The sequence below is a fragment of the Paenibacillus glycanilyticus genome (assembly GCF_023715145.1).
In the GTDB taxonomy this organism is placed as follows: Bacteria; Bacillota; Bacilli; order Paenibacillales; family Paenibacillaceae; genus Pristimantibacillus; species Pristimantibacillus glycanilyticus_A.
This window is the reverse complement of sequence record NZ_JAMBNP010000026.1, coordinates 1-2,217: the sequence shown is the minus strand read 5'-3', so window position 1 is coordinate 2,217 and position 2,217 is coordinate 1. Positions and strand designations below refer to the sequence as shown.

Sequence of the window (2,217 nt, the reverse complement as noted above, 5' to 3'; positions counted from 1 at the left end):
CATGCCATAGCTTCGGTGGTGTGTTTAGCCCCGTTACATTTTCGGCGCAGAGTCACTCGACCAGTGAGCTATTACGCACTCTTTAAATGGTGGCTGCTTCTAAGCCAACATCCTGGTTGTCTTTGCAACTCCACATCCTTTCCCACTTAACACACACTTGGGGACCTTAGCTGATGATCTGGGCTGTTTCCCTCTTGACAATGGATCTTAGCACTCACTGTCTGACTCCCGGTAAACATGTCTATGGCATTCGGAGTTTGACTGGACTTGGTAACCCTTGGCGGGCCCCGCACCCAATCAGTGCTCTACCTCCACGACACTCTTAACCGAGGCTAGCCCTAAAGCTATTTCGGGGAGAACCAGCTATCTCCGAGTTCGATTGGAATTTCTCCGCTACCCCCACCTCATCCCCGAATTTTTCAACATTCGTGGGTTCGGGCCTCCAGTGCGTGTTACCGCACCTTCACCCTGGACAGGGGTAGATCACACGGTTTCGGGTCTACGACCACGTACTCATTCGCCCTATTCAGACTCGCTTTCGCTGCGGCTCCGTCTTCCCGACTTAACCTTGCACGTGAACGTAACTCGCCGGTTCATTCTACAAAAGGCACGCCATCACCCTTTTAACGGGCTCTGACTTTTTGTAAGCGCACGGTTTCAGGTTCTTTTTCACTCCGCTTCCGCGGTGCTTTTCACCTTTCCCTCACGGTACTGCTTCACTATCGGTCACTAGGGAGTATTTAGCCTTGGCAGATGGTCCTGCCGGATTCCGACGGGGTTTCACGTGTCCCGCCGTACTCAGGATCCGTCTCGGAGGCTGCAGACTTTCAAGTACAGGGCTTTTACCTTCTTTGGCGGGCCTTTCCAGACCTCTTCGTTTAATCTACAACTTTGTAACTCCATGTGAGACGTCCTACAACCCCAAGGAGCAAGCTCCTTGGTTTGGGCTAATCCGCGTTCGCTCGCCGCTACTGACGGAATCACTTTTGTTTTCTCTTCCTCAGGGTACTTAGATGTTTCAGTTCCCCTGGTATGCCTCTTGTTAACCTATGTATTCAGTTAACAGTGACTGTCCATTACGACAGCCGGGTTTCCCCATTCGGACACCCCCGGATCAATGCGTGCTTACCGCTCCCCGAGGCAGTTTCGTTGTTCGCCACGTCCTTCTTCGGCTCCTAGTGCCTAGGCATCCTCCGTGCGCTCTTATTAGCTTAACCTAATGCTCCGGTTGTTTCGGTCTGATGCTCCTTGCGGTTTATTTCTTGATTAGAGAACTAATGGTTGAAATAAACGCGCAAAAGTCGCACCAGACTCGAAACAACCTTCGCAAACATTCAATAATTGCTTAAGGATGTTTCATTCTTTCGCTATCCAGTTTTCAAGGAGCAAATCTTTTGCATAATGCAAAAGTTATAGGTGTATTAAACACCTGCTTGGCGACGTCCTACTCTCCCAGGACCCTGCGGTCCAAGTACCATCGGCGCTGGAGGGCTTAACGGTCGTGTTCGGTATGGGAACGCGTGGTTCCCCTCCGCCATCGCCACCAAACGGATGACTTGCAGAAAGATTTTCAATTCTCTCGAATTGCTCTTTCAAAACTGACAACGAGCTGCGACTACTGCCTATTCACGGAAGTATGCTTCCGATGTACGTTTCCTGCAGAAACGTTGTATTCCTTAGAAAGGAGGTGATCCAGCCGCACCTTCCGATACGGCTACCTTGTTACGACTTCACCCCAATCATCTACCCCACCTTCGACGGCTGGCTCCTTGCGGTTACCCCACCGGCTTCGGGTGTTGTAAACTCTCGTGGTGTGACGGGCGGTGTGTACAAGACCCGGGAACGTATTCACCGCGGCATGCTGATCCGCGATTACTAGCAATTCCGACTTCATGCAGGCGAGTTGCAGCCTGCAATCCGAACTGAGACCGACTTTGATAGGATTGGCTCCACCTCGCGGTTTCGCTTCCCGTTGTATCGGCCATTGTAGTACGTGTGTAGCCCAGGTCATAAGGGGCATGATGATTTGACGTCATCCCCACCTTCCTCCGGTTTGTCACCGGCAGTCATCCTAGAGTGCCCACCCAAAGTGCTGGCAACTAAGATCAAGGGTTGCGCTCGTTGCGGGACTTAACCCAACATCTCACGACACGAGCTGACGACAACCATGCACCACCTGTCTCCTCTGTCCCGAAGGAAAGCCCTATCTCTAGGACG

The 2,217-nt window shown here is 51.9% G+C and carries 3 rRNA genes; all 3 read right to left on the bottom strand.

The window, feature by feature from the left end:
• Window positions 1–1,217, bottom strand: a 23S ribosomal RNA gene (locus tag M3194_RS30745); the annotation flags it as partial.
• Window positions 1,218–1,431: 214 nt separating this feature from the next.
• Window positions 1,432–1,548: ribosomal RNA gene (gene rrf, locus M3194_RS30740) — 5S ribosomal RNA — on the bottom strand.
• Window positions 1,549–1,680: 132 nt separating this feature from the next.
• A 16S ribosomal RNA gene (locus M3194_RS30735) occupies window positions 1,681–2,217 on the bottom strand; the annotation flags it as partial.